Source organism: Streptosporangium sp. CA-115845 (assembly GCF_050943795.1).
Classification (GTDB): domain Bacteria; phylum Actinomycetota; class Actinomycetes; order Streptosporangiales; family Streptosporangiaceae; genus Streptosporangium.
This window is the reverse complement of the sequence record NZ_CP191988.1, coordinates 8,751,241-8,773,921: the sequence shown is the minus strand read 5'-3', so window position 1 is coordinate 8,773,921 and position 22,681 is coordinate 8,751,241. Positions and strand designations below refer to the sequence as shown.

At 71.0% G+C, this 22,681-nt stretch carries 22 protein-coding genes; 11 read left to right on the top strand and 11 right to left on the bottom strand.

Going from position 1 to position 22,681, the window contains the following annotated elements; translation table 11 throughout:
• Positions 1 to 69 precede the first annotated feature (69 nt).
• The 7 genes from cysS to ACQP0P_RS41635 form a co-directional block, all read right to left on the bottom strand.
• On the bottom strand, positions 70 to 1,458 hold the full coding sequence (gene cysS, locus ACQP0P_RS41665; protein WP_433366874.1) for a cysteine--tRNA ligase: 1,389 nt from the start codon (positions 1,456 to 1,458) through the stop codon (positions 70 to 72).
• Between the two features lie 59 nt (positions 1,459 to 1,517).
• Complete coding sequence (locus ACQP0P_RS41660) at positions 1,518 to 3,365, bottom strand: sigma factor-like helix-turn-helix DNA-binding protein (protein ID WP_433366871.1); 1,848 nt, start codon at positions 3,363 to 3,365, stop codon at positions 1,518 to 1,520.
• A gap of 49 nt (positions 3,366 to 3,414) precedes the next feature.
• Positions 3,415 to 5,472 (bottom strand): UvrD-helicase domain-containing protein, encoded by a 2,058-nt coding sequence (locus ACQP0P_RS41655; RefSeq protein ID WP_433366868.1) that lies wholly within the window; start codon positions 5,470 to 5,472, stop codon positions 3,415 to 3,417.
• A gap of 3 nt (positions 5,473 to 5,475) precedes the next feature.
• Positions 5,476 to 7,665, bottom strand: a complete 2,190-nt coding sequence (locus tag ACQP0P_RS41650; RefSeq protein ID WP_433366866.1) for a hypothetical protein — start codon at positions 7,663 to 7,665, stop codon at positions 5,476 to 5,478.
• 111 nt (positions 7,666 to 7,776) lie between these two features.
• Positions 7,777 to 8,532, bottom strand: coding sequence for a class I SAM-dependent methyltransferase (locus tag ACQP0P_RS41645; protein ID WP_350921759.1), 756 nt, complete (start codon positions 8,530 to 8,532; stop codon positions 7,777 to 7,779).
• Positions 8,533 to 8,658: 126 nt separating this feature from the next.
• Positions 8,659 to 9,720 carry an ABC transporter substrate-binding protein gene (locus ACQP0P_RS41640; RefSeq protein WP_433366862.1) on the bottom strand — a complete coding sequence of 354 codons (1,062 nt, stop codon included), beginning with the start codon at positions 9,718 to 9,720 and terminating at the stop codon, positions 8,659 to 8,661.
• A 112-nt stretch (positions 9,721 to 9,832) separates the two neighbouring features.
• Positions 9,833 to 10,018, bottom strand: a complete 186-nt coding sequence (locus ACQP0P_RS41635) for a putative acetyltransferase (protein ID WP_342666812.1) — start codon at positions 10,016 to 10,018, stop codon at positions 9,833 to 9,835.
• Between the two features lie 160 nt (positions 10,019 to 10,178).
• On the opposite strand from ACQP0P_RS41635, the gene fdxA reads away from it, so the two are divergent.
• The 3 genes from fdxA (at position 10,179) to ACQP0P_RS41620 (ending at position 12,561) form a co-directional block, all read left to right on the top strand.
• On the top strand, positions 10,179 to 10,505 hold the full coding sequence (gene fdxA / locus ACQP0P_RS41630) for a ferredoxin (RefSeq protein WP_030910647.1): 327 nt from the start codon (positions 10,179 to 10,181) through the stop codon (positions 10,503 to 10,505).
• 296 nt (positions 10,506 to 10,801) lie between these two features.
• Entirely contained in the window at positions 10,802 to 11,881 is a 1,080-nt protein-coding gene (dapC, locus tag ACQP0P_RS41625) for a succinyldiaminopimelate transaminase (RefSeq protein WP_433366857.1), read from the top strand.
• Positions 11,882 to 11,892: 11 nt separating this feature from the next.
• On the top strand, positions 11,893 to 12,561 hold the full coding sequence (locus tag ACQP0P_RS41620; RefSeq protein ID WP_433366854.1) for a DUF4178 domain-containing protein: 669 nt from the start codon (positions 11,893 to 11,895) through the stop codon (positions 12,559 to 12,561).
• A gap of 7 nt (positions 12,562 to 12,568) precedes the next feature.
• On the opposite strand, the gene ACQP0P_RS41615 is transcribed toward ACQP0P_RS41620, so the two are convergent.
• On the bottom strand, positions 12,569 to 13,345 hold the full coding sequence (locus ACQP0P_RS41615) for a hypothetical protein (RefSeq protein WP_433366851.1): 777 nt from the start codon (positions 13,343 to 13,345) through the stop codon (positions 12,569 to 12,571).
• 115 nt (positions 13,346 to 13,460) lie between these two features.
• On the opposite strand from ACQP0P_RS41615, the gene ACQP0P_RS41610 reads away from it, so the two are divergent.
• From ACQP0P_RS41610 to ACQP0P_RS41595, 4 genes are all read left to right on the top strand, one after another.
• The gene (locus ACQP0P_RS41610) at positions 13,461 to 14,321 is read left to right on the top strand and encodes a 2,3,4,5-tetrahydropyridine-2,6-dicarboxylate N-succinyltransferase (protein ID WP_355550812.1); all 861 of its coding nucleotides are present in this window, start codon (positions 13,461 to 13,463) and stop codon (positions 14,319 to 14,321) included.
• 123 nt (positions 14,322 to 14,444) lie between these two features.
• Positions 14,445 to 15,506, top strand: coding sequence for a succinyl-diaminopimelate desuccinylase (gene dapE / locus ACQP0P_RS41605; RefSeq protein ID WP_433366847.1), 1,062 nt, complete (start codon positions 14,445 to 14,447; stop codon positions 15,504 to 15,506).
• Between the two features lie 259 nt (positions 15,507 to 15,765).
• Entirely contained in the window at positions 15,766 to 16,563 is a 798-nt protein-coding gene (locus ACQP0P_RS41600; protein WP_433366845.1) for a TIGR00730 family Rossman fold protein, read from the top strand.
• 9 nt (positions 16,564 to 16,572) lie between these two features.
• Positions 16,573 to 17,160 carry a TIGR00730 family Rossman fold protein gene (locus ACQP0P_RS41595; protein WP_433366842.1) on the top strand — a complete coding sequence of 196 codons (588 nt, stop codon included), beginning with the start codon at positions 16,573 to 16,575 and terminating at the stop codon, positions 17,158 to 17,160.
• Here ACQP0P_RS41595 and ACQP0P_RS41590 read toward each other — a convergent pair.
• Positions 17,137 to 17,556: a hypothetical protein gene (locus ACQP0P_RS41590; protein WP_433366839.1), complete on the bottom strand. Its 420-nt coding sequence runs from the start codon at positions 17,554 to 17,556 to the stop codon at positions 17,137 to 17,139. The two genes, ACQP0P_RS41595 and ACQP0P_RS41590, sit on opposite strands and share 24 nt — an antisense overlap.
• 41 nt (positions 17,557 to 17,597) lie before the next feature.
• On the opposite strand from ACQP0P_RS41590, the gene ACQP0P_RS41585 reads away from it, so the two are divergent.
• Positions 17,598 to 18,389 (top strand): hypothetical protein, encoded by a 792-nt coding sequence (locus ACQP0P_RS41585; RefSeq protein WP_433366836.1) that lies wholly within the window; start codon positions 17,598 to 17,600, stop codon positions 18,387 to 18,389.
• Complete coding sequence (locus ACQP0P_RS41580) at positions 18,386 to 18,964, top strand: DNA-3-methyladenine glycosylase I (RefSeq protein ID WP_433366833.1); 579 nt, start codon at positions 18,386 to 18,388, stop codon at positions 18,962 to 18,964. The genes ACQP0P_RS41585 and ACQP0P_RS41580 overlap by 4 nt, the downstream gene beginning before the upstream one ends.
• A 100-nt stretch (positions 18,965 to 19,064) precedes the next feature.
• Here the strand turns inward: ACQP0P_RS41580 and ACQP0P_RS41575 are convergent, their stop codons facing one another.
• Together ACQP0P_RS41575 and ACQP0P_RS41570 are read right to left on the bottom strand one after the other, a co-directional pair.
• Positions 19,065 to 19,847 carry an enoyl-CoA hydratase-related protein gene (locus tag ACQP0P_RS41575; RefSeq protein ID WP_433366831.1) on the bottom strand — a complete coding sequence of 261 codons (783 nt, stop codon included), beginning with the start codon at positions 19,845 to 19,847 and terminating at the stop codon, positions 19,065 to 19,067.
• A gap of 33 nt (positions 19,848 to 19,880) precedes the next feature.
• Complete coding sequence (locus tag ACQP0P_RS41570) at positions 19,881 to 20,663, bottom strand: PaaX family transcriptional regulator (protein WP_433366828.1); 783 nt, start codon at positions 20,661 to 20,663, stop codon at positions 19,881 to 19,883.
• A 189-nt stretch (positions 20,664 to 20,852) separates the two neighbouring features.
• Here ACQP0P_RS41570 and ACQP0P_RS41565 point away from each other — a divergent pair, with 189 nt between their 5' ends.
• Complete coding sequence (locus tag ACQP0P_RS41565; protein WP_084195322.1) at positions 20,853 to 21,020, top strand: DUF3117 domain-containing protein; 168 nt, start codon at positions 20,853 to 20,855, stop codon at positions 21,018 to 21,020.
• Between the two features lie 194 nt (positions 21,021 to 21,214).
• Positions 21,215 to 22,669, top strand: coding sequence for a leucyl aminopeptidase family protein (locus ACQP0P_RS41560; RefSeq protein ID WP_433366824.1), 1,455 nt, complete (start codon positions 21,215 to 21,217; stop codon positions 22,667 to 22,669).
• The last annotated feature ends 12 nt before the right edge of the window (positions 22,670 to 22,681 follow it).

Here is a 22,681-nt window from a genome sequence, read left to right as displayed (position 1 = left end):
TCCCTGCGCCGCCACCTGATCCCCGATTCCGTACGTGACCCTGTCATCACGCGCATCTTCACCTGACCGTCAGGACCAGGTCTGGCCCTCCGGGGTGTCGACGACCTTCACGCCGAGGGCGGCCAGTTCGTCGCGGAGGCGGTCGGAGGCGGCCCAGTCCTGGGCGTCGCGGGCTCGGGCGCGCTGCTCGAGAAGCTCGGCGGCACCCCCGGGCAGGCTCCTCGGCCTGACCGACCGGCCGATGTCGAGGGAGAGGTCCAGGGCGAGGATCTGGTCGAGGTGCAGGAACGCCTCGAAGCGGGAGCCGGGGGCGACCGAGCCGTCGCGCTCCAGCTCGCGCAGCAACCGGAGCGCCAGCGGGGTGTCCAGGTCGTCGTCGAAGGCCGCCTCGATCCGGGAGACCCGATCGGCGGGCATCGGGCCGCTCGGCGACTCCGACCACTCGGCCACCTGACCCCGCCAGCGCCGCAGGGTCCTGTCGGCGGCCCGCAGAGTGTCCCAGGTGAGGTTCATCTGCTGGCGGTGGCGGTGCTCAAGCAGTGCCAGCCGCACGGCCAGCGGGTCCAGGCCCGCATCCGTCACGTCCTTGAGCAGGACCACGTTGCCGGTGGACTTCGACATCTTGCGCCCGTCGAAGAGCAGGTGCTCGCCGTGGACCCAGTGCCGTACCACCTCGCCTCCGGCGGTGGCGTCGGACTGGGCGCGTTCGTCCTCGTGGTGCGGGAAACGCAGGTCGATCCCACCGGTGTGCACGTCGATGCGCTCGCCGAGAAAGCGCAGCGACATGGCCGAGCACTCGATGTGCCAGCCGGGGAAGCCCCGGCCCCACGGTGTCTCCCAGGTCAGTTCCCGGTCCGAGGGCTTCCACAGCGCCCAGTCGGCGTGGAAGCGCTTGCGCGGATCGACGCCCTCGACCCGGTGGCCCGGCCGCAGCCGGTCGAGCCGGTTGCCCGAGATCTCACCGTACGTCGGGAAGGAGGCCGCGTCGAAGAAGACCGACCCGTCGGGCACCGGGTACGCGTGCCCCTTCTCGATCAGCTTGGCGATCATCTCGATCATCAGGTCGATCGTCTCGCTGGCCCGGGGCGAGTGCTCGGGCGGCCGGATGTTCAGCGCGGCCGTGTCAGCGAGGAAGGCGTCCTCGTAGAACCGCGAGATCTCCAGGGCGCTGCGCCCCTCGGCCCTCGCCTGGGCGAGCACCTTGTCCTCGCCGGAGGGGTCGAGCTCGGCGTCGTCGACCAGGTGACCGACGTCCGTGATGTTGCGGCAGACCACCACCCGGACCCGCTGCCGCTCGCTGACCCGCCTGATCAGGTCGGACAGCAGGTAGGACCGGAGATTGCCCACGTGGGCCGACCGGTAGACGGTCGGTCCGCAGGTGTACATCCGCAGCGCGCGGCTCCCCTCGGGAACGATCCGCTCGACCTGGCGATTCCGCGTGTCATACAGGCGCAACATACGCCGAGCCTACGCAATCAACCCCGACGCCACATCGGACGGGCTCTCCACGCACGCGGTTAGACACCACTTTCCAGGAAGGCGAGGATCTCGCGGTCCCCCCGGTCGCGCAGGCGGGCGATCACCTCCTCGCGGGTGCAGCCGTCCGAGAGGCCGATGCGGGCGCCGATCAGCCGGACGCCCTCGGCCTCCGAGGCCACCGGCGCCGTGTAGCCGATCAGGTGCAGCGCACGGTTCAGGGCGGGCAGCGCCGGTGAGGCGGCGGGCAGGTAGCGGGTCAGCAACTCGCCGCCGTCGGAGACGGTCAGGAAGACGTGGTCACCCTCGGAGGCGTTGGTGGCGATCAGGACGGGGCGGATGGAACCCATGGTCGGCTGGTTGTGCCAGCTGATCACCACGTCGCCCGAGGGGGTGGAGGCGGTCAGCTGGCCGCCGGGGGCCATGCCGAGGTGCGCGGCGAAGCCGGTCGGCAGCGGGGAGCCGGAGCCGCGAAGATGCTCGGCGTTGACGTCCACCCGGTGCCACCAGCGCCCGTCGCGGCTGCGGAAGCAGCGCCGGGTCTCCGAGACGTCGCGGCGCGGCTGGTAGTCGGACTGCTCGGCTCCGGCCACCCGGATCCACCCGCGCTGCGTGCGCTCGAAGCCGGGGCCGCCGGCGTACGCGCGGACCGAACTCTCGCTCACGTCGTAGCGCCCGGTGAGGTTGGTGACGATCGTGTTGACGGACGCCTCGCCGTTGGAGCGTTCGATCTCCCTGACGATCATTTCCCGGATGCCCAGATACTGCTCGCCACCCCAGCGCGACAGCCCGTACTTGTTCCGGTCGACCCGCAGGAACCGGTCGTCGGCGGTGAGCTGGTTGCGGATGCCGACGAGGCTGTAGTCCTCGCCGATGCGTTCCTGGATCTCCTCGGGCGTCAGCGGGTTGCCCGCCACCGCGAGCACGGCCTCGGCCTTGTCGTTGACGCTGCGCGGCCAGGGCACCACGTGGTTCTCCAGCACCCGCAGCTGGGGCACCGCGATGAGCCAGCGCTCGGCCACGTCCTCGCGGATGCCGAGCTGGCTGACCAGCGTGACCGCCTCCTCCAGCGGGCGCGGCCCGTCCGTGAACAGCTGCCTGGTCTTCTCCCTGAGCTCGTCCGCGCCGCCCGCGACCAGCCAGCCGTCCACCTGCTCGTAGCCGCTCAGCAGCGTCCTCACGAACCGCCAGGAGGGGATGCCCAGCGTGGCCAGGTCGGTGCGGTGCCAGGGCACCGCCGCGGCCAGGTCGTCGGCGGGCACGGCGGAGCCCAGCCGGCCCCGCAGCCAGGACACGTGGCCGATCAGCGGGGCCGCGTCATCCTTGGCGAGCCAGGCCTCGACATGGTCGCGCAGGTCACGCTCGATCTGCCGGATGCGCTCCCTGGTGACGGAGAAGCGCTGGGCCAGGTCGTCGAGGGTGGCCCGCTGGGAGGCGTAGAGCCGGTCCCTGGCGATGGCCCGCTGCCGCTCGTCCAGCGTGGCGAAGGCCTCGTCGATCAGCTCGGGCAGCGGCCGGTCGGGCCTTGCGGGGCGGGTCCGGGCGACGCTCTCCTCGGTGACCGGTTCGAGCAGTCGCTCCAGCACCCCGGTGAACAGCTTGTGCACCGTCTCGCGGCCGAGCCCTTCGGGCGTGCGTACGCTCGCGGCGGGGTCGGCGAACCTGAGCAGCGGGAGGACGTCGCCGAGCATCAGGTGACCCCAGCACGCCAGGGCGAGGTCGGTCAGGCGTCCGGCGACCTCGGACGTCCCGATGGTGGAGCAGGCCCTGTCGAGCGGAAGCGCCTGCCACCACGCCTCTGGGAGGCGCGGATCGGTTGCGATCGGCGCTACCTGGCCGGGAGAGGTCCAGCGCAAAGGTGGCGCGATGTCGCTCAGGCTGAGGTTCATTGAGGTCCAACCGGCAAAGGGGATTACATCCGCAGTTCAGACTATGTGGTCAGTTGGGAAGGAAGGGACTTGCCCGTCCGGAATGGGATACGTAAAGGAGTTCTTGTGCCCGGGTGCAGGCGACATAGAGCAGGCCGCGCTCCCGTTGGAGATCGTGGGCCCTGGCCGCCGGATCCTCGCCGACGGGGGTCAGCGAGTCGGGGTCGGGCACGATTCCCTCGCCCACACCGATCACCGCGACCCGCCGGAACTCGAGTCCCTTCATGCCGTGCAGCGTCGTCACCCGCACCCCCAGCTCGCGCAGAGCGGTCCGCGCGTCACGCACGAGGCCGGCGGTCCTGGCGGCCACCGCTATCTCCTCGGGCGTCACGCCCTCATCCACCCACTGTCCCACCTGTGCCACCAGCCCCGTCAGCTCATCCTGCGGTGAATCGTAGGCTCGGACCATCGGCCTGAGCCCGTGCCGGGTGCTCCGGAAGCCGTAGAGCTCCTGCACACCGTTGACGAGCCCGTCGGCGGGACCGCCTCCGCGTAGCCGGACTCCCCAGGACAGGATCTCCTGCGGGAGCCGGTACGACACCTGCAGGCGCTGCTGGATCGCGTCGATCCCGACGGCGCCGAGCGTCACCCTCGTGTCGAAGATGCGCTGGTGCGGGTCGCCCACGATGAACAGGTCGTCGCGGGCGTGCGGCACCGCCGCCCGCAGCAGCCGCCACTGCGCGGGGTGCAGGTCCTGCGCCTCGTCCACCACGATGTGCCGGTACGGCTCCCGCACGGGCTCCGTCTCCTCCAGCAGGTCTCCAGTGGTCTGGCCGAGCAGTACCGACGCCTCGGAGGCCAGCTGCAGCAGGGTCCGCTTGCCGCGCTCCCGCAGCCGTCCGGTGACGTGCCCGATCGCTTCCCAGACGGCGCCGCGCTCCTCGGCCGACAACTCGACGCCCCGGCCCGAACGGGGGGTGTCCAGGTACTCCTCCAGGGTCCGGAGGTTCTGCGCCAGCACCACCTGCTCCCACTCGCGGAGCAGGAACGCCGGGCTGTGGCCGGTCGCCGTCTCCTCCCAGAGCGCCGTCAGCTCGGCGGCGCCGACCAGCGAGGGCGGACGGCCCTCGGCCTCCGCGACGATGCGGTGGGCCAGCCGGTCCACGTTGCCGACCTCGATCCGCTTGCGGATCGTCTCGTCCTCGACCAGCAGGTCGAGCCTGGTCGCGAGTTCGGCGCTCAGCCCCTGGGAGAAGGTGACGAGCAGGATCTGGCCGCTCGCGCGCCTGGCCAGGTGGGCCGCCCTGTGCAGGGCGACGAGCGTCTTGCCGGTGCCCGCGCCACCGGTGATCAGCGTCGGCTGCTGGTAGGACTCCCAGTACGCCAGCCGGTGCTGCGGCGGCCGCAGGAACACACACCAGCCGGGCGCGTCGAGCACGCGGTTCAGCTCGCGCGGGTGGTCTGTGAAGACGGCCCGGTCCGGGCTGCGCAGGAGCGCGGCGCCGAAGTCCTCGGGGTTGATCGGCTCGGGTCCCGCGGCGACGGCGCGGCAGTTCTCCAGCTCCCGCCAGGCCCCGGCCATCGACTCGCCCCTGGCGAGCGCCGCCAGCGGCTCGTACTGCGTGGGGGGCAGCAGCGGTTCGAGCGCCTCCAGGGTGAGCTGGTCGGTGATCTGCCTGACCAGCGGCAGGAACCGGCCGTCCACCCCCAGTTCGGCCAGGTCGCTGTCGCAGATCTCGGAGAACAGCCGCGTCGTGGACGCCTCGGCCGCCCTGCGCACCGCGGGCCGTACCCGGTCCAGTGCCTCGGCGTCCCACATCTCGACCACGCCCAGCGCGGTGTTGACACCGAACCGGTAGCGCTGGGCGTACGCCCACGCCTCCGCGTCCGGCAGCACGGTCAGCAGCCAGTAGACGTCCCGCTGCTTGACCACGACGCCCCGGTACCGGTCGGCCAGCCTCAGGGTGGCGACCCGGGGGTCCCTGGCCCCCCTGACCCGCTCGGGGTGCGGAGCACCCGCCACGTTCTGCAGGAACCTGCGCGCCGAGACCACGACGTCCCGGCGCACCGGCTGGGCCAGGGCGCCGAGTTCGACGGGGAAGTCCGGGGAGATGGCGAGGCGGGGCATGAGCTAGGCCAACAGTGACAGGAGATCGCGGTCCCCGCGTTCTCGTAGCCGGGTGAGAAGGTCGGGTATGCCCACGGGGCCCGTCATGCCGACCCGGGTGGCGATGACCCGCCCGGCCTGTTCCGGGGTGCCGCCCGAGGCGGTGTAGCCGACGAGTCTCAGCGCCTGGGCCGTCACCTCCCCCTCGCCCCTGGCGGACGGTAGGTGCCTGGCCCGCAGGACTCCCTCGTCGGAGAGGGTGAGGAACAGGTGGCTGCCCTCCTTGGCCCCCACGTCCTCCAGGAGCGTTCTGAGCGACTCGAGCACGGGCCTGTCGTGCCAGCTGAGGACCAGGTCGCCGACCGCGCTGCTGACCGTGCGGCCCTCACCGGGTGACATCCCGAGGTAGGCGGCGAACCCGCTGGGCAGCGAGCACTCGGCGCCTCGCAGGTGGTCGGAGGTGACGTCGATCCGGAGCCACCAGCGGCCGTCTGGCTGGCGGAAGCAGCGTCTGGTCAGCGAGACGTCCTTCAACGGGCGGAAGGGGGCCTTCGCCGGTTCCCCGTTCTCCCGCGGCGCGCCGGGCGGCTTCTCCGCGATCAGGGCCGGGACGCCGTTCGGGCGCCGGGGAGGCCGTTCGCCCGCGCCGAGGATGCGGAGCTGCGGAACGTTCTCCAGCCACTCCTTGGACACCTCGGGGTGGATGCCCAGCGAGGAGACCATGTCGAGGGCCTTGTTGATGGTCAGCGGCGGCTGGGCGTCGCTGAGCATGTCGCGGGTGCGATGGCGGAGCTCGGCGATGTCGCCCTCCACCAGCCACTCGTCGACCAGGTGGTAACCGGGGAGCGTGGCCAGCACGAACTGCCAGGCCGGGATGTCGAGAGAGTGCAGCTCCAGGGTGTGCCAGTCGGCGGCGTTGATCAGCCGTTCCTTGGGCGCCGCCCTGCCGAGCACCCTTCTCATCTCCTCCAGGTGCTCCCGGTACGGGGCGGCCTCGTCGGAGGCGATCCACTCCCCGAGCTCCCGGCGCAGGTCGACCTCGATGCCGAAGATGACCTCCGGTAGCACCGCGAAGAGCTTGGCCAGCGCCTCCGCGCTCGCCGGGGTGTCGCTGAACAGCCTGTTCTGCGCCACCGCCCAGCGCTTGTCCTCCGCGTTGGCGAAGACACCGTCCACCAGCGCGTGCAGGCTCTCCACAGGCTGCCCGGCCCGACGGCTCCGCGCGGCCTCCTCCGGCTCGGGAGCGCCCGCCGCCTCCGAGGCGGCGGCGGGTACGGAGTCGTCGGTGGAGCCGTCGACGGAGTCGTCGCCGGTTTCGGCGACCGCCTCAACCGGGGCGGCGGCAGCCGCCTCGGCCTCGGGCACGCTCTCGGCGGGGGACTCCCGGACCTCTTCGAACGTGGCACCGGGCACGACGGCCTGAGCCTCCGCGTCGGTCACTGGCGGATCGTTCCTCGCCGGGGCCGGCTGGAAGAGCGATCCAGGGACGGCAGCGGGCTCAGCCTCAGCCGCACGACGTGCCTCGGGCACCGGCAGGGCTTCCGGTACGGCGCCCCCGGCGCTCTCCACGCTCTCGGCCGTGCTCTCGGCAGCGGGCCCTGAAGTGGGCCCTGAAGTGGGCCCTGAAACGGGTTCGGCGGCGGGTTCTGCGGGGGACTCCGCCACGACACCCGCCACGACACCCGGCGCGGTCTCCGGTGCGGGGACGGCTTCAGACTCATTCGGTATGGCATCGGACTTGCCCGGGATTGACTCGCTCCGCGCGGCGGGCGCCTGGACCGAAGCCGGCGGAACCGAAGCCGCCGGGAGCGGGGTCGCCAGGCGTGCGAAGACCGCCGTGAAGAGGGCGTGCAGTAGCGGGACCGGCTGGATGAACGGCTGGTCGCGCAGGTCGTGGCCGGTCAGCGCGAGGAGACCCGGCCAGGATCCCGCGCGGTCGAGGGCTATGGCCGTACAGGGCTCGTCGGCCTCGTCCGGGTCCAGGACGTGCAGTGCGGGCAGCACGTCGCCCACGGTAGCGGCAGGCCAGTGGTTCAGGGCGAGTGCGGTGAGGATCTCCGCCAGCCGCTCAGCAGGCAGCACGGCGAGCACGCGGGCCATCGGCAGGCTCCGCCACCAGGCGTCCGGCAGGTCAGGCTGGTCGCGCAGAAGTGGGATCGTGGCCGCGTCGCTCCAGCGCAGCGGCGGCACGAGGTCACTCAGACAGAAGTTCATCCGTTCCCTTCACCAGCCCCTTAAGCCGCCCGAGACACTCCGTGTGGCCGGGGAACGAGACTCATGGAACAGACCATAGTCTGGCAAATCGCCACGGCGCATTGGGTCGGTTCAGCGGCGTACAGCCGCGAACCGCAGTCGCACGTAGTCGGCCATCCAGCCGGTCTCCCGCCGCAGGGCGGGGGCGGCCAGCTCGTTCACCCGGTGGAGCAGCGAGTCGACCATCTCCATCGGCACTTCCTGGAGCAGCGAACCGGCGAACATCCGCACCCAGTCGGCCGCCCCGTTGGGGCACTCGTCGAGCGGGGTCGGCCGATCGAAGTATTCCAGCAGGCGGACCGTGAAGCCGCCCTTCTCCAGCCTCGTGGCGTACTCGGCGGGGGTGGGGAAGTACCAGGGCAGGCCGGGCTCACGGAGCCCGTACTCCCGCCAGGCGGTGGACAGCGCCGCCGTCAGCGCGGCGCAGTTGCCCGCGCCGCCCATCTCGGCCACGAACCGTCCGCCGGGTGCGAGGGCCTCGCGGACACTGGTGATCACCGCGTCCGGCTCCTGGCCCATCCAGTGCAGGGCCGCGTTGGAGAAGACCGCGTCGTAGGGCTGGGCCACCGTGAAGTCGCGGCCGTCGCCGACTATGAAGTCCAGCCCCGGGTACTGCGCCAGGGCTTTTTCGATCATCGCCTGCGATCCGTCGATCCCCAGGACGTGCGCGCCCCGGGAGGTGATCTCGGCGGTCAGCGTCCCCGTGCCGCAGCCGAGATCCACGATGCGCTCGCCCGGCTGCGGGTCGAGGAGTTCGACCAGGGGGGCGCCATGTGCTGAAACGTACCCAAAGCTGCTGTCGTAGGCGCGAGCGTTCCACCTCGTCAAGCTAGGCGCGTCGTATCGCAAGACGATCAGCTCACATTCTGAGACGCCAGGGCCTCTTATCGGTACTCTCCAGACACTTTAGAGCCTCTGGGAAGTCACGACATATCAGTCTCATCAGCCCCACCCTCATCTCACCTTTCTGGCCCACTCGCGCTGGAGGTAGGCCCTGGCCCTGTCGATCTCCGAGACGGTGAGGATCACGGGCCTCCCGCTGGTGGCGGGGAGCTTGGCCGCGAGTCCGTCGTCCAGGGTGCCGCGCATCTGGAGGGCCTCCATCCTGATCGGGCGGGCATAGCCCTTCAGGAAGAGGTTCTGGCCTCTGTCGGAGAACAGGAACTCCTGCCAGAGCCGGGCGGCGGCAGGGTGTGGGGCCTGCTTGTTGATGGCCTGGACGTAGTACGAGCCGAGCACGGCGTCGCCGGGAATCGCGACCTTCCAGTCCTTGCCGGCGGCCGCCCGCTCGGCGTTGTGGTAGTCCCAGTCGACGACGACCGAGGCCGCCTTGGGGGTCGCCGCGAGGTTGCCCGCGCCCTTGAGGCGGTGGAAGAACTCAACGCCCCGCTCCGCCCTCGCCTCGCCGCCCCTGAGGGAGACGGCCATCACCCCGTTGAAGGCCGCCGAGACCTCCCGGGGGTCGCCGGGCAGCGCGACGCTGTGACCGGGCTTCAGCAGGTCGGAGAAGGAGGCGGGGGCCGCGACCTTGCTCGGGTCGTAGCCGATGGACATGTAGCCGCCGTACCCGGCGTACCAGGTGCCCCGGTGATCCTTGAGATGGTCGGGGATGTCCTGCCAGCCCTGGACCCGGTACGGGGCGAAGAGGTCGGACTTGGACACGGCGACGTCCATGCTCAGGTCGAACACGTCGGGTTTGAGCGCGGGGATGGCCGCGATCTCCCTGGCGCTGTTCGCGTCGGGTTCCAGCTGGTCGACCTTGATTCCGTACTCCTCGGCGAAGGTGTCGATGATCTCGCCGTAGTTCACCCAGTCGCGCGGTAGCGCGATCACCGTGAGGGTCCCCTCCTTCTTGGCCGCCTCGACGAGGCGTTCCATCGTCGAGAAGCCCTCCTTCATGGAGGCGGCCCGGGTGTTGACCGGCGGGAGTTGAATGTTCTGAGGAGCCGGGGCGCCACATCCGGCGATCGTGGCCGTGAGGATCACGGCGGCTGCGGCGCTGGTACGTACGGTCACGGAGAAGATACTCTCCGCTGTCATTCGTCCGGTCGAGCAGGCGCGGCCCTTCCTACCGGACGGCTTATACGTGTCTTGGCGAGCGGCTTACCCGAACGTGCCGGCGGGCGTCTCACGCGCGCGGGGGGCGCGGCTCCTGGACCACCTTCGCCGCGGCGAGCGTCTCCTCGCCGATCTCGACCAGCGTGCCGTCCCGTTTGCGTACGCCGAGCACGCCGTCCCGCCAGAACTCCAGCTCGCCCACCGCGTCCCGGAACCCTTCGGGAACCCGCCTCCGCGTGGTGACTCTTTTGCCCACGTCAGAGGGGGGTATGGTGATATTCAGGCGAGCACCGAAACCAAGGGCCATCGACTTTTGCCCCCTCCCGTTTCAGAGACGTGGCAGGCCCGGCAATACTAGGGCTAAGCAACCCGCGGTCGAAGTCGTGCCTAGGTGCGTAAAGAAGAAGGAGCCCGAGGTGACCTACGTCATCGCGCAGCCTTGCGTGGACGTCCTGGACAAGGCGTGCATCGAGGAGTGCCCTGTCGATTGCATCTACGAGGGGGGACGGATGCTCTACATCCACCCCGACGAATGCGTCGACTGTGGCGCGTGCGAACCCGTCTGTCCGGTGGAGGCCATCTTCTACGAGGACGACCTTCCCGAGCAGTGGAAGGAATTCTACAAGGCGAACGTGGACTTCTTCGAGGACCTGGGGTCGCCCGGCGGCGCCTCCAAGGTCGGCAAGATCGAGAAGGACCACCCGGTCGTCGAGGCGCTGCCCCCGCAGGCCGAGAGCCACTAGGTCCTGTCGGGCGGATCTTGCCGCGGCGAGGATCGGTCGGCTGCCGCCTCGCGGAGCGAAGGAGGTCGCCGCGGCGTGCCGCGGCGACCGGCGACAACGCGGCGGGGTGCCGCCTGACCGGCTGCGGTGGGTGAAAGATCCAAAGGACGGTGTCCGGGGTCCGATGCCGGAGGGGTGAGAAATCGCTCCTCCGGTGCGTGCCACCGGCAGATCCGACAGAGCGAAAGACGACGGCTGAATCAAGTGAGCGCCATTCCCGACCGGTCAGAGAACCCGAACGTGCCCGCGAGGCTCCGATGATCGGCCTGCCGGACTTTCCGTGGGACCGGCTCACGCCGCTGAAGGAACTGGCGGCGTCGCACCCCGACGGGATCGTCGACCTTTCGGTGGGCACCCCCGTCGATCCGGTGCCCGCCATCGTGCGCCAGGCGCTCGCGGACGCCTCGGACAGCCCCGGATACCCGCAGGCCCACGGTTCCGAGCGCCTCCGCTCGGCCGCGGCCGGATGGCTGCGGCGCAGGCACGGAGTGATCCTCGACCAGGCGAACGTGCTGCCGCTGATCGGTTCCAAGGAGTTGGTGGCCTGGCTGCCGACACTGCTCGGTGTCGGGCCGGGACAACGAGTGATCTTCCCCGAGCTGGCCTACCCCACCTACGATGTGGGAGCCCGCCTCGCGGGCGCCGAGCCGTACGCCGCCGACGGGCTGCTCGCGCTCGGGCCGGAGCGGGTGCCGCTGGTCTGGGTCAACTCCCCGTCCAACCCGACGGGTAAGGTCCTGCCCGCCGAGCACCTGCGCAAGGTCGTCGCGTGGGCCCGCGAGCACGGCGCGGTGGTGGCCTCCGACGAGTGCTACATCGAGCTGGGCTGGGAGGAGCAGCCGGTCTCGATCCTGCACCCGGACGTCTGCGGCGGCTCGCACGAGGGCCTGCTGGCGGTGCACTCGCTGTCCAAGCGCTCCAACCTGGCCGGCTACCGCGCCGGGTTCGTCGCCGGCGACCCTGAGCTGATCAAGCGGCTGCTGGAGATACGCAAGCACGCCGGCATGATGATGCCCACGCCGGTCCAGGCGGCGATGGCCGTCGCGCTGGACGACGACGAGCACGCCGAGGAGCAGCGGGCCCGCTACGCCGCCCGCCGCGCGGCGCTCCGTCCCGCCCTGGAGGCGGCCGGTTGGAAGATCGAGCACTCCACGGCGGGTCTGTACCTGTGGGCGTCCAACGGGACGGGTTGCTGGGAGCAGGCCCGCGCGCTGGCCGACAGGGGGATCCTGGTCGCCCCCGGCGACTTCTACGGGACCGCGGGTGAGGGGCACGTCAGGGTCGCCGTGACGGCCGGTGACGAACGCATCAGTGCGGCGATGCGCCGCCTCCAGTAGGATCGCGCGGCATGACCCCCGAGGTCGCCGTGATGCTCGGTTTGAGTGTGCTCACCCTTGTCCTGCTGCTCGGCGCGTTCTTCGCGACGACGCGTCAGGACAGGGGGGCCGACGATCCTGAGCCTCCCGGCGAGACCCCCCCCTCCTCGGTTGGGGCCGCGCAGCCGCCCCAACCGGCCATGGGCCATGTCGGCATCGACTATCCCGACCCCCGTACGATCAAGGTCGGCGACACGATCGAATGCCGGGGTGCGCCCAGCCGTGTTCTCGGCGCCCTGTACCTGTCGTGGCAGGGCACCCAGTGGACCGAGTACCTTCTCGACGACGGCACCCGCCGCTACCAGTGGCTCTCGATCCAGATGCACGACGGCCTGGCGACCGGCGAACCGCCGCACCTGGAGGTGCTGCTGTGGACGCAGGTGCCCACCGAGGGCATGATCCCCGCCAAGACCACCCTGAGCGTCGAGGGGGTCGACTTCCTCCCCATCGACCGTGGCACCGCGGCCTTCCGCGGCGAGGGCGTCACCTCGATGCCCGAGCGGGGTCTGCTCGACTTCGCCGACTACCGGGCGGACGACGGCCGCCTGCTCAGCTTCGAACGCCTGCAGGGCCAGCGCTGGAGAGCCTCACACGCCCAGCCCCTGGCCCCCGGCACGATCAGGATCGAGAAGAAGGGCTGATCCCCCATCACTGGGAGATCTCGACCTTCCCCGCGGGCACCTTGGGGTCGGCCTGCCAGCCGTCGTGGCCGTTCGCGGAGACCCACGACTGGCCGTCGTAACGGATCCTGGTCAGCCCGAACTCCTTGGCGTGGGCGACCGACCAGCCGGCCACCAGCCAGCCGCGCCTGCGCGACGGGGCCTCGAACGCGGCCCCGAGTGCCCTGGTGAGCTCGCGCTTCGCCGCACCCGTGTCGGGGCGCGGGCTCTTGCCCGAGGGAACGGGGAACCAGCAGTGCACGGCCTTGGGGACGCGTCCGGTGAACGCCGCGGCGAGGATCTTCCCGTCCTCCTCGTGCTGGGCGTACGCCGACCCGTCGGCCGAGCGCTGCACCGCCTGGGCCGCCTCGTGCAGCGGCAGCTTCCGGTATCCCTTCACCTTCACCAGCGCGGCGAAGAACTTCTCCGAGGCGTAGACGGGATCGATGAGCTGGCTGGGTTTTCCCCAACCCTGGGAGGGCCGCTGCTGGAACACGCCGACCGAGTCGCGGTCGCCGCCCCTCAGGTTCTCCAGCTTCGACTCCTGGATGGCGGTGGCGTAGGCGATCACGGCGGCCCGCTCGGGCAGCTTCCTGCGGGCCGCCACGGCCGCGATGGCCGCCGCCACCTGGGCCTGCGCGATGTCCAGCTCCAGCGAGCCCTCCGGAGTCGTGATCCTGCACCCCTCGCCGAGGTCGACGAACGGTTTCGCCCGCTTGAGCAGGGCGAACAGACCCGCGGTGATGGCCACCACGAGCACGACCACGATCGCGATGATCGCGATAACCCCTTTTGAGAAGCGCCCTCGCACGGTCAAGAACCTACAGGTCCCCAGCGATTGCTCGGCCTGTGATAACGCTGTGAACACTAGGCTCCGGGCCATGACCCAGAGCGATGCCAGCCCGCTGCCCGCGGCCGTCGACGAGCTGTGGCGGCGCCGGGCCGAGCTGAGCCCCGCCGACGCCGAGGCCCGCGCCGTCGTGGTGAGCGCGGTGGACATGCTCGACGGTGGAAAGGCCCGGGTGGCGGAGGTTTCCCCCACCGGCGAGGTGGTCGTGGACGAGCGCGCCCGGCGGGCCGTCATGCTCGCCTTCCGGGTGCTCGGCATGGCCAGGTCCCAGGTGGGTGATTTCCATCACCATGACCGTCTTCCGCTGAAGACCTCCGTCGACGGGGTACGCGTCGTGCCGGGGGCGATCGCCCGCTGGGGCGCCTACCTGGCCCGAGGCGTGGTGCTGATGCCCTCGTTCGTCGACATCGGCGCCCACCTGGACGAGGGCAGCACCGTGGACACCTGGGTCTCGATCGGTTCGTGCGCCCAGATCGGCAAGAACGTCCACCTGGCCGGTGGGGTCGGCGTCGGAGCGGCGGGCGGCCAGGACGGCGAGGAGGGCTCCGGCGCCGCGGGGGAACCGTCGAGGGCCGCACCCGCGGTCGTCGAGGACGGCGCGCTGATCGGCCGCCGTGCGGTGATCGCGGAGGGGGCCCGGGTGGGCCGGGGCGCGGTGGTCGGCGCCGGGACGATCCTGTCGGGCTCGACCCCTGTCGTCGACGTGCGGACGGGAGAGGAGCTCGGCCGCGGCCGCGTCCCGGACTGGTGTGTGGTGGCAGGGGGGACCCGGCGGCGTGAGTTTCCCGGCGGTACCTTCGGGCTGCGCTGCGTGCTGGTGCTTGAGCGCCTGGAGGAGGGCCGCAGGCCCGGCGGGGCCGAACTCGACCGGATGCTGCACGGACACGGATAGGCGGCCTGCCCGGCAGGGGTCGCCCGGCCCCCACGCCGAACGCGACCGGATGCCGCACGGACACGGACGGGGGCGGCGGGGGCGGGCTCGTCCGGATCCCGCGCGGGCACTAGGGTCGCGGGCATGAGTACGCGTCTGGATCTCACACAGGATGTCGGGGAGCTCACCGCCCGGATCGTGGACGTCGAGTCGGTCAGCGGCGACGAGAAGGCACTGGCCGACGCCGTGGAGGAGGCCCTCCGGCTCCTCCCGCACCTGACGGTCGAGCGCGACGGCGAGTCGATCGTGGCCCGTACCCATCTGGGCCGCGGTGAGCGGGTGGTGATCGCCGGACACCTGGACACCGTCCCCGTCGCCGGCAACCTGCCCAGCCGGGTCGAGGGCGACCTGCTCCACGGCTGCGGCACCTCGGACATGAAGTCCGGCGTCGCGGTCGCCCTGAAGCTGGCGGCGACCCTCACGGAGCCCAGCAGGGACGTGACCTACGTCTTCTACGACTGCGAGGAGATCGAGGCCGAGCGCAACGGCCTGCTCAGGCTCAGCCGCAGGCACCCCGACTGGCTCGCGGGGGACTTCGCGGTGCTCATGGAACCCACCGACGGTACGATCGAGGGCGGCTGCCAGGGCACGCTCAGGGCCCAGATCGTCACCCGGGGCAAGCGGGCGCACAGTGCCAGGTCCTGGTTCGGGGTCAACGCGATCCACGCCGCCCAGCCGGTGCTCGCGATCCTGAACGCCTACCAGGCGAGGCTGCCCGTCGTCGACGGGCTGGAGTACCACGAGGGCCTGAACGCGGTGGGCATCGGCGGTGGCGTCGCGGGCAACGTGATCCCGGACGAGTGCGTGGTGACGGTGAACTACCGCTTCGCCCCCGACCTGTCGCTGGAGGAGGCGCGGGCCCACGTGAGCGAGGTGTTCGAGGGGTACGAGGTCCGCTTCACCGACGGCGCGGCCGCCGCGCGGCCCGGTCTGACCCATCCGGTGGCGGCGGCCTTCGTCGACGCGGTGGGTGGCACGCCGAGGGCCAAGCTCGGCTGGACCGACGTCTCGCTCTTCGCCGGTCTCGGTGTGCCCGCCGTCAACTACGGCCCCGGAGACCCGAATATGGCGCACCAGCAGGGGGAGTTCGTATCACTGAAGAAGATCGCCGACTGTGAGCGCGGAATGCTCGGCTGGCTGTCGTGAAAGGCCGGACTCAGCCGGCCAGGTGTGCCGCTCACGGCGGATCCGCTCCGCCCTGACGTGGGCGGTTACCCCGCGAGGGGCCGGAGCGGTGCCGGGCGCAAATGAAAGTGGCTTTCCTCGCCGGCCATTTGGCGGGGAAAGCCACTTTCAGTCCCGAGCAGCACCCTCGTGCAGTTAGACGCGCTCTCGTCAAAATTCGGTTCCATGTTTTCATGGGGATTTTTCAAGATTTTTCTGGGACGGTACTACGGTGTCCCGCATGAAGAAAACACGTCCCGAACGCCGCCAGGGAGCCGCGGTGGTCCGCGGTGACCTCGTCTCCGACTCCACCTACGACCAGCGGCTTCTTGACCGGAGAGGGCCGGCCGACTGGCTGCACATGGATCCCTGGCGGGTGATGCGGATCCAGGCCGAGTTCGTGGAGGGCTTCGGCCAGCTCGCCGAACTGCCCCAGGCGGTGACCGTGTTCGGATCCGCGCGTACCCCCGCGGGCACCCCCGAGTACGAGATGGGCGTCGAGCTGGGCAAGAGGCTCTCCAGGGCGGGCTACGCCGTGATCACCGGTGGCGGCCCCGGCTGCATGGAGGCCGCCAACAAGGGGGCGGCGGAGTCCGGTGGCGTCTCGGTCGGCCTGGGCATCGAGCTGCCCTTCGAGCAGAGCATGAACGAGTACGTCGACCTCGGCATCGAGTTCCGCTACTTCTTCGTACGCAAGACCATGTTCGTGAAGTACTCCTGCGGCTTCATCACGCTGCCCGGCGGGTTCGGCACCCTGGACGAGCTGTTCGAGGCACTCACCCTGGTCCAGACCGGGAAGGTCACCTCCTTCCCCGTGGTGCTGATGGGCACCGAGTTCTGGGGCGACCTGATCGGCTGGATCAGGAACACCCTCGTGCGGACCGGAAAGATCTCCGCCCGGGACGCGGATCTCATCCACGTCACCGACGACGTGGATGAGGCGGTCCGGATCATCGTGGAGGCCGACCGCACCAGGGGCGGGCGGGCGGGCCGGGGGCGAGCGGAGAAACCCATGACCGTGGCCGGCGACGCCGAATAAGGTCAGGGCGTGTTCATATGTGTGTTCCTCGCGTCTAGTCAGAGAATCGACAAGAAATATCAGGAGCTGGCCGAGGAGGTCGGTACGGAGCTCGCCAGGCGCGGGCACGACCTGGTGAGTGGAGGGGCCAGGGTCTCCTGCATGGGCGCGATCGCCCGAGCGGCCCGCGCGGGCGGCGCCCGCACCGTGGGCGTGATCCCCCAGTCGCTGGTGGACATCGAGCTCGCGGACGAGGGGGCCGACGAGCTGGTGATCACCGGCGACATGCGCGAGCGCAAGGGGGTCATGGACGCCCGCTCCGACGCCTTCCTGGTGCTGCCGGGCGGCATCGGAACACTGGAGGAGCTGTTCGAGATCTGGACGTCCCGCACGCTGGGCCTGCACGACAAGCCCCTGGTGGTCCTCGACCCGTGGGGCATCTACCGGCCGCTGCGGGACCTGGTCGAGGGCATGCAGGAGGCGGGCTTCACCCGGCCGAACGTCTTCGACGCCATCTCCTGGACCGCCACGGTCGACGAGGCGTTCCGGCTGCTGGAGAAGTCGACCAGGCACCTGGAACCGAGCGCCGAGGAACTAGGCGAGGCCACGGCGGGTTAGCGCGGGTGGACGCCGCCCGGCGAGGGAGTCGGTCATCTCGACCGCGAGCCGCACCTGTTCCCGGCGATCCGTACGGAACACGCGGGCACCCGCCCAGGCGCAGATCGAGGCCGCGGTGAGCTCCGCGGCCTCGGCGTCCCGCTCGTCTCCGGCGGTGGCGGCGGCCAGCCTGGCGGGGGTGACGACCACGGTGTGCCCGGCGCGGACGAGCTCCTCGATCTCCCCGATCGAGTGGGCCTCGACCCAGCCGGATTCGCCCGGATCGCCGGGGCCGAGCACGAGGGGGGCCGCCGGCGGGACCGGTGGGACCGCCCCGGTCCGCCCGCTCGGAGAGGCCGGAGCCCGGCCGTCGCCCACCTCGGCGGAGGCGGGCGGTTCAGGGAACGGAGGAGTCACGACCTGATCCTAGGTCAGCGGAGTTGTGGCACGATTCATCTGTGCTGGTCGTATTAGCCCTCGCTGCCGTAGCCGTCATCGCCAGTGTCACGGTGGTCGCCATGGGCCGGGGGGGTGAGCTGAGCGAGTTCGCTCCCGACGTGCCTCCGCTGGACCTGCCCAAGGGCGGCCAGCTCGGTGCCGTCGACTTCATGGCGCTCCAGCTCCCGGTGAGCCTCGTCGGCTATCACACCCAGAGCGTGGACGAGGCGCTGAGCCGGGTCGCCGGAGCCCTGAGCGAGCGCGACACCAGGATCGCCGTGCTGGAACAGCGGGTGGCCGAGCTGCTCGCCGGCAGGCTCCAGGCCCGCCACGATCTCAAGGGCGGCCTGTCCGCCACCCTGCGCGAGCTTGAGGCGCCGTACGAGCTCTCCGGCCACGGCAGGCCCGCGACGGGCAAGGAGCGTTCCGGCGGGTCGTCCGCCGTTTCGCTCACCGAGCGCGAGGTGCCGCACCGGCTCCCCGACGCGGCGGAGCCCGTGCCGGACCCCGTGCCGGACCCCGTGCCGGAGCCCGTGCCGGACCCCGTGCTGGACGAGGGGGATTCCGGCGGGTCACCGGCCGTTCCACGGGTCGAGCACGGGCCGGAGGGGGCCGATGGGCTCCCCGAGGCGGATGAGAATTCCGTGGCGGAGAAGCCGCCCGGCGCGTCGCGGGTCTCCTCGCCGTCCGAGCCGTCCCAGACGCCGGACTCCCCGTCCCCTTCCGGGGCCTCGCCGGAGCCGTCCTCCGGTGCCGTCGGCGTCCACCTCGGTGAGCAGCCGGGGAAGGACGACAAGGAGGAGTCCCGTTGACCGAGACCTCGCGACCCGTTGTGCCCGTGGCACCCGGGGAGCTCGTGCGCTGTGGGTGGGTGAGCGCGGCCTCCGACTACATCGCCTACCACGACGAGGAGTGGGGCCGCCCGGTCACCGGCGACGACCGGGTGTTCGAGCGGATCACGCTGGAGGCGTTCCAGTCCGGCCTGTCCTGGATCACCATCCTGCGCAAGCGGGAGAACTTCCGTGCCGCCTTCGAGGGGTTCTCCATTCCGGCCGTGGCCGCCTTCGCCGAGCAGGACGTCGAACGCCTGCTCGGCGACGCGGGCATCGTCAGGAACCGAGCCAAGATCGAGGCGACGATCGCCAACGCGAGGGCCGCGCTCGGCATCGGCCTGTCCGACCTCGTCTGGAGTCACGCGGACCCCGGCTCGCCGGTTCCGAAGACCCCGGCGGACCTGCCCGCCCAGACCCCCGGTTCCAAGGCGCTGGCCAGGGAGCTCAGGTCACACGGCTTCCGTTTCGTCGGCCCGACCACCGCCTACGCGCTGATGCAGGCCATCGGCCTCGTCAACGACCACCTGGCCGACTGCTGGACACGCCGGGCCTGACGGCCTCCCCCCTCGCGGGCGAGGGGGGCTTGCCGCCGGAAGTCCCCGCCGGCACGTACGCGGTGGTTTCGCGGGATCTTCCGAGACCGGCCACGGGACGTCAGCGGCCCTGGAAGACCGGGCGCTCCTTGGCGAGGAAGGCGCGGGTCGCGTTCAGGTGGTCGTCGGTCTTGGCACAGGCGTCCTGGAGGTCGGCTTCCAGCTCCAGGGCCTCGGCCAGCGAACCGGTCGAGGCGAACCGCAGGGCGCGCTTGGTGGCCGCGTAGGCGCTCGTGGGCCCCTGTGCCAGCCGTACGGCCAGTGCGCGGGCCGCGGTGTCCAGCTCGTCGGCGGGGACGACCTGGGAGACGATCCCGAGTTCGAGCGCGCGGGCCGAGCCGATGGGCTCGCCGAGCAGTAGCAGCTCCGCCGCGCGGCCCGCGCCGACCAGGCGCTGCAGGGTCCAGGAGGCGCCCGAGTCCGGGGCCAGGGCGATGCCGGAGAAGGCCATCGCGAACCTGGCCTTCTCCGAGGCGATTCGCAGGTCGCAGGCGAAGGCCAGCGCGGCGCCCGCGCCCACGGCGACGCCGTTCACCACCGCGACGACCGGCTTGTCCATCTCGGTGATCGTGCGGACGATCGGGTTGTACTGGGTACGTACCGTGTCGTCCAGGCCACGGCCGGCCTCCAGGTTCGCGGCGTGCTCGCCCAGGTCCTGGCCGGCACAGAACGCCCGCCCCGTCCCGGTCAGCAGCACCGCCCGCACGGCGCGCTCCTGCGACGCCGCGGTCACCGCCTCAAGCAGGGCGGTCTTCGCCCGGGAGGTCAGCGAGTTCATCGCCTCCGGCCGGTTGATGACGATGGTGGCGACGGCGTCGTTGACGGAGTAGAGAACGTCGTTCAACAAGGGCTCCTTCAGGCTTCCCGGCTTCGCGTGCTACGGCGCGCCGAGGTGGCGGTCGACGAAGGCGGCAGCGGCTGGGAGCAGCCGTCCGGCCTCGTGTTCGAAGTAGATTCTGGCCTGCTCCCCCGGCCAGCCTCGCGGCAGGAGGTCGGTTGGGAGCCCGGGGCCGCGGAACAGGAAGTTGCGCCAGCCGTGCAGCAGCCTGCTGCGGACGGCGAACACCCGGGCGTCGCTCGCGTTGCCGGGCAGCTCGCCGACCAGGTCCATCGCCTGGGCCAGCCATCTCTGGTAGGCGGCACCGATGCCGTCCAGGTCCCATGTCCTGGCGGCCAGTGCCGCGGGGTCGCCGTCGAGCACCGCGTCGAACCGCTCGGCGCCGACGCCCTCGCCACTGAGGATCGTCTCCAGCTCGGGGGAGGGGCGGGGCCCGATCCAGGTGGTCTCGGACAGGGGCGCGTACCCGATGAAGGACAGCTCGGCCCGGAGGCGCTCCCTTCTGGACCGCTCACGTACGGGCTCCAGCACCAGGATGTGCCACCGGCCGTTCCAGGTGATCGTCCCAACTCGGTAAATTCTCAGCGCGGCTTCGTCGAGGCGGTGCACGCACTTGGGGGTGACCTCGTAGCCGGGGCCCCCGGGCAGCCGGGCGGGAGCCAGCCAGCCTTGCCGTACCATCCGCGAGATGGCGGTGCGCACGGCCGGAGCGGCGATGTCCAGCGAGGCGAGCAGGTGGACGAGGGCGGCCACGGACGCGCGGCCGCCTCGGGATCTGAGGTGATCCCCGTACAGATCGAAGAGCGCGGCGCGGGCGTTCACGAGGACAAGTTTGGCCGTCCGGGGGGTCTCGGACAACGGTCTTGATCGCCGGATGAGCCGACGCTGAGACTGATCGTTCCCATTCTCCGTGCGGAGGCGGGATAATAGGACATCACAGAAGACGTGAATGCGTCGGCCACCCTCGGGTCAGTCGGAGATCCGGAGCCCGAAGCAGGAAGGGATACACGCATGGCGGCTATGAAGCCGAGGACCGGTGATGGTCCGCTGGAGGTCGTCAAGGAAGGCAGGGGGATCGTCATGCGGGTTCCTCTGGAGGGTGGCGGCCGTCTCGTCGTTGAGCTCTCCGCGGACGAGGCAAGCGCCCTTGGTGAGGAACTGAAGAAAATCGTCGGTTGATACCGATCTAAGACAAAGTGGCGGAGCCGGGCCCTATTTGAGCTTGCTCGGGGAGCATGACACCTGCGATGGCCCGCGCGACCGACGATGAACACGGCCCTGGCCGTCGGACCGCCTTGCGGCGGCTCGCGCCAGGGCCGCGGTGTTCTCCCCGGCGTTTTCTCTCCTGCCGGGCCTGACGACTGGAGTCACCCATGCCCATCTCCCCTTACCTGCTCCTGCCCCGCGTGCCCTATGCCCAGGGGCTGTTCGCCGGGGAGGACGCCGAGACCGAGTCCTTCGGCGACGCCGAGTTGCTTGCCGTTCCCTTCGCCGAGGATCTCGCACCCGAGATCGAGCTGCCGGTGCCGGTGGCGGCGTTGCTCGCCCACTACCAGGCCAAGGGCGAGGCGGGTGAGATCGTCGAGGTTCCCGTCGCGAACGGCGACGCCGTGGGCCGGGTGCTCCTCTACGGCGTCGGCGACGGCTCGGCGACGGCCCTGCGCAAGGCCGGCGCGGCGGTGGCGCGGCGTGGTAAGGGCAAGGACGCCATCAGGATCGTGCTGCCCGGCGGGCCGGTGGCCGCCTTCGTGGAGGGCGCGCTGCTGGCCACGTACACCTTCAGGGTCGGCGAGCCGAAGTCCCCCGTGACGACGCTTGAGTTCGTCGGAGACGGGGTCGAGGCGGAGGTCGCCGGCGCGGAGGTGATCGCCGGGGCCGTCACGCTCGCCAGGGACCTGGCCAACACCCCGGCCTCGGTGAAGTCACCGGCCTGGCTCGCCGAGCGCGCCGCCGAGCAGGGCGTCGCCGTGCGGGTGTGGGACGAGCGGGAGCTGCGCTCCGGTGGGTTCGGCGGCCTCCTCGCAGTCGGGAAGGGGGCGGTGAACCCGCCCCGGCTGATCCAGCTCTCCTACCGGCCCGAGGGCGCGACGCGCCACGTGGTCCTGGTCGGTAAGGGCATCACGTACGACACCGGCGGCCTGTCGCTCAAGCCGACCGCCGGCATGGTGTTCATGAAGACCGACATGGCCGGCGGAGCGGTGGTCATCGCGGTCCTGGGCGCGCTGGCCTCGCTCGGCGTGCCGATCCGGGTCACCGGCCTGATCGCCGCCGCCGAGAACGCCTTCTCCGGTACGGCCCAGCGCCCCTCGGACGTGATCACGCAGTACGGCGGCCGGACCGTGGAGGTGCTCAACACCGACGCCGAGGGCCGCCTGGTGCTGGCCGACGCGCTGGCCTACGCCGACGCGGAGCTGGACCCGGACGTCATGGTGGACATCGCCACGCTGACCGGGGCGATCAGCGTGGCCCTGAGCAAGAGTCTCGGCGCGGTCTTCGCCTCCGAGGACGCGCTGGCAGGCGCGCTGGTCGAGGCGGGGGAGGCCAGTGGGGAGCGGCTCTGGCGGATGCCGCTGATCGAGGACTACCTTCCCGCGCTCGACTCGTCGGTGGCCGACCTGACCAACATCGAGGCCGGATCGACCTACGGCGCGGGCTCCGTCACCGCGGCGCTGTTCCTGCGCGAGTTCACCGGCGGGCGGCCCTGGGCACACCTGGACATCGCCGGCGTCGGCCGTAGCGGCGCGGACGAGGGCCTGTTCAGCAAGGGAGCCACCGGATACGGCGTGCGCCTGCTGCTCGAATGGCTGGCGGGGCTCCAGGAGCGGTGATTCCGCGGCTGC